At 58.8% G+C, this 3860-nt stretch carries 5 protein-coding genes; 1 reads left to right on the plus strand and 4 read right to left on the minus strand.

The window, feature by feature from the left end:
- The 4 genes from AAC035_RS19395 to AAC035_RS19410 all read right to left on the minus strand — a co-directional run.
- Nucleotides 1-444: Na/Pi symporter (locus AAC035_RS19395; protein ID WP_339806761.1), on the minus strand; the 444-nt coding region annotated here is incomplete at its 3' end.
- 95 nt (nucleotides 445-539) lie between these two features.
- Nucleotides 540-1715, minus strand: coding sequence for a type III PLP-dependent enzyme (locus AAC035_RS19400; protein WP_339806762.1), 1176 nt, complete (start codon nucleotides 1713-1715; stop codon nucleotides 540-542).
- Nucleotides 1716-1903: 188 nt separating this feature from the next.
- A complete protein-coding gene (locus AAC035_RS19405; RefSeq protein ID WP_339806763.1) occupies nucleotides 1904-2107 on the minus strand; it encodes a DUF3185 family protein in 204 nt (67 codons plus the stop codon).
- Nucleotides 2108-2233: 126 nt separating this feature from the next.
- Nucleotides 2234-3202, minus strand: a complete 969-nt coding sequence (locus AAC035_RS19410) for an AraC family transcriptional regulator ligand-binding domain-containing protein (protein WP_339806764.1) — start codon at nucleotides 3200-3202, stop codon at nucleotides 2234-2236.
- Nucleotides 3203-3310: 108 nt separating this feature from the next.
- On the opposite strand from AAC035_RS19410, the gene AAC035_RS19415 reads away from it, so the two are divergent.
- The coding region (locus AAC035_RS19415) for an NAD(P)/FAD-dependent oxidoreductase (RefSeq protein ID WP_339806765.1) at nucleotides 3311-3860 on the plus strand (550 nt) is incomplete at its 3' end.

The raw sequence follows: 3860 nt of genomic DNA on the forward strand, positions 1-3860 counted from the left end.
AAAGAACAGGCCAAATCCGGCAAGCGCCTCGCCGAGATGGGCCCAGCGCCGGCCGGAGCCGGCTATCCGCAGCACCACGCCCACCGTGAGGATAGGCAAAGCCAGCGCACTGATCTTGAAACCACTGCCCACCAACGCCACCAGCCAACTGGTAATGGTGGTGCCGACGTTGGCACCAAAGACCACGGCAATGGCCTGAGCCAGGGTCAGCATGCCGGCGTTGACGAAGCCGATGGTGGCTACCGTGACCGCACTGGAGGATTGCACCAGACCGGTCACCATAATGCCGGAGGCGAGGCCACGGAGGGGGGTATGAGTCCATTGGCTGAGCAGGCGCTTGAGGCCCGAGCCGGCGAAGGTTTTCAGGCCATCGGTCATCATCCCCATGGCCAGCAGAAACAGGGCAAGACCACCGGTGGCCTGGAAAAACACGGTCAGTTGCAAAAGTGGCCTCCCGGGCTGACATACCCCGGGTCCGGGGTTACCTCCCGACCGCAACACCGGCTGACAGAAGATCAGCCGGCGGTCGGGCATTCAGCCTAGATGTAGTAGTCCTTGAGCGGCGGGAATCCATTGAATTCCACCGCGCTGTAGGTCGTAGTATAGGCACCGGTAGAGAACCAGTACATCCGGTCGCCGATGGCCAGGTTCAGGGGCAGTGGGTACTTGTGGTGCTCGTACATGATATCCATGCTGTCACAGGTGGGTCCGGCTATCACCGAATCCTCGCATTCACCCTGTTTCTCGGTGTAGACCGGAAACTTGATGGCTTCGTCCAGGGTTTCGATCAGGCCGGAGAACTTGCCCACGTCAGTAAACACCCAGCGGTGCAGGGCAGTGCGGGATTTACGGGAAATCAGCACCACCTCACTGACCAGTACGCCGGCGTTGGAGATCAGCGAACGGCCCGGCTCGATGATAATTTCCGGAGCATCATCACCAAAGTCTTCACGGATAAATCGTTCAATCTCTTCCGCGTAGGTTTTCAGATCGTTGGTGCGGGTGATGTAGTTGGCCGGAAAGCCACCGCCCATGTTGATCATTTTCAGCTCGATGCCGTCTTCTTCTTTCAGGCGTTCGAAAATGATCTTTACCTTGCCCAGTGCCGCATCCCAGGCGCCGATTTCCCGTTGCTGGGAACCCACGTGGAACGACACGCCATAAGGCACCAGGCCGAGATCACGGGCCAGAATCAGGAGATCCATGGCCATGTCGGTCTGACATCCGAACTTGCGTGACAGCGGCCAGTCAGCAGTCAGGGTGCCTTCGGTCAGAATACGGACGTAGACCTTTGAACCCGGTGCAGCCTTGGCGATGTTGCGCAGATCAGCCTCGGAATCCGTAGCGTACATGCGAACACCCTTCTCGTAGAAGGTGCGTATGTCTTTCGCTTTCTTGATGGTGTTGCCATAACTGATCCGGTCACCGGTTACACCCAGTGACATCACCTTGTCCAGCTCATAGACCGATGCGATATCAAAATTGGCACCCTTGTCCCGCAGCAGGGACAAGACCTGAGGGGCTGGGTTGGCCTTGACGGCGTAGTAGACACTGGCGTAAGGGAACACTTCTACCAGTTCTTCGTACTGCCGGTCGATGGTCGCGGTATCAATGACGACAAACGGCGTTTCCCTGCCGTCAGCAAATTCCTTGATGCGCTTGAAGGTATCAGCATCGTAATAGTCGGAAATCTGGATATTGGAGTGGTCGGTCATGGGTGGTGTGTCCCTCCACAGGGTAATCAGGCCATAAAAAAAGGTGCCTCAGCCTGGCTGCAGCACCCATAAGATTTCGCGATCATCAGGCTTTTTCGCCACCGCTGGTATGCGGATATCTACCCATGGGGCGCGCCGGATCAGAGCCAATTCTGGCATATTATTTGGAGCCATTCGGCAATCTGCGGCTACTTCCGGAAAAACAGCAAAAACGCGCCTGCGGCTGCCGCTGCGGCACCACCGATCAGATACCACATGGTCTCATCGGTGAACGTACCGGTGAAGGTTTCGGTCACCTGCTCACCCACTGACTGGGAGGCATTAAATCCGAAGAACAGCAGGATGACGCCAACGACAAGCAGTACGATTCCAATAATCCTGGGAAGTGGCATACAGATTCTCCATTGCGGTTCAAGATGAGCCTTTACCATAGTCGGCATTAGCTGCAGACACAAAGTATGTTTCCGGATTGTCACGGTAAGGACAGGCCAAGGGCAGACCAGAGACCCGGGTAAGCTTCAGATTGTCTCCCGGAACCGCGCCGGGGTCATGCCTTCCCAACGCCGGAACGCCCGCACGAAGGCGGTCTCCTCGGAGAATCCGAGGCTTTCCGTAATCCGGGCCACAGCCCGGCCAGCCCGAAGCTGCTCACAGGCGAGCCGATGCAGCTCCCGCTCGCGCAGCACCTTGAACGACACTCCCTCCTCGGCCAGCAAACGGTTCAGGTGGCGCCCGCTGATCGCCAGATCTGCCGCCACCCGCTCCTTGCCCCAACCGGGATGTTCCCGCACCAGACGGCAGATCTGAGCGCTCAGGCTGTGGTGGCCCAGCTGATCCATGGTGTAGTCGGCCAGCTGCCTCAGGTGGTCCCGCAAGGCACTGTTGGCCTGGATCAGCGGAAGGTTGCCCTGATCACCACCAAAACAAAGGCCATTTCGGTCGGCACCGAAGACCACAGGCATTCCCAGCCGGTCCCGGTAACTGGTTGCGTCCGCCAGCGCGCGGTGACTCAACAGCAAGGTATCCGGGGCGAAAGCTCCTCCCGTGGCCCAGCCCGCCAGACGGACCAGCGATGCCATCACCGCTTCCACCCGCTCCGCCACCCGGACCTGATAACCGGGCTGGTAATACAGGCAGAGCAGATCGCCCTCCTCAGACAGGCTGAATTCACCGCCATCGCCGATTACCGGTGCGTACTCTACAAGTGCTTCAAGACCCTCTCGCAGGGTATCGCAGCTCACCAGCAGCATGCCGGCACTGTCCAGATGCCCGATCTGCAGGGCCAGCCCGATCTCAAGTCCTGACAGGGGCTCATCCGCTAACCGGCAATAATGGCCCCACAGCTCGTCCTGCACCTCCAGGGGTACCCGTTGACCCGGCACCAGCCGGTCACAGACCGAGGCGGGCAGGGTAAGGCCGCGACGCCGGGCGGCCTGAAGAATCGCCTGGGCATACAGGTGGGTTACACTGGGAGTAGAGTCGTTCATGGCCCGAATTGTCGTGGTTTTGGTCCTGTCCGGTCGGGAAAGATCACAAGCATTTGCCTACTATAGGTAACTTCAGAAAACGATAACAACAAAATCAGGACTCACCCCATGTACGCAGTGATCGGTGCCGGCCCCATGGGCCTTGCCTGTGCCCGTAATCTCCAGCAGCAGAACATCCCTTTTACCGGCTTCGAGCTTCACAGCGATGTCGGCGGCCTGTGGGACATCGACAATCCCCACAGCACCATGTACGACACCGCCCACCTGATTTCCTCAAAGCGGATGACCGAGTTTGCCGAGTTCCCGATGAAAGACCAGGTGGCCCAGTACCCCAGCCACAAGGAACTGAGAGCCTATTTCAGGGATTTCGTGGACCACTTCGGTCTGCGGGACCACTACGAATTCAACACCCGGGTCATCCGCATGGAACCGGATGGCGACCACTGGCTATTGACCACCGAGTGCAAGGGGGTCCAGCAGACCCGCACCTTCACGGGTGTGATGATTGCCAACGGCACCCTGCACACCCCCAACCAGCCGGCGCTGCCCGGTGAATTCGCGGGTGAGCTGATGCACTCGTCAGAATACCGCAGTCCGGAGGTTTTCAGTGGCAAACGGGTGCTGATCATCGGCTGTGGCAATTCCGGCGCTGACATCG

This window comes from uncultured Marinobacter sp. (genome assembly GCF_963974375.1).
Taxonomy (GTDB): Bacteria; Pseudomonadota; Gammaproteobacteria; order Pseudomonadales; family Oleiphilaceae; genus Marinobacter.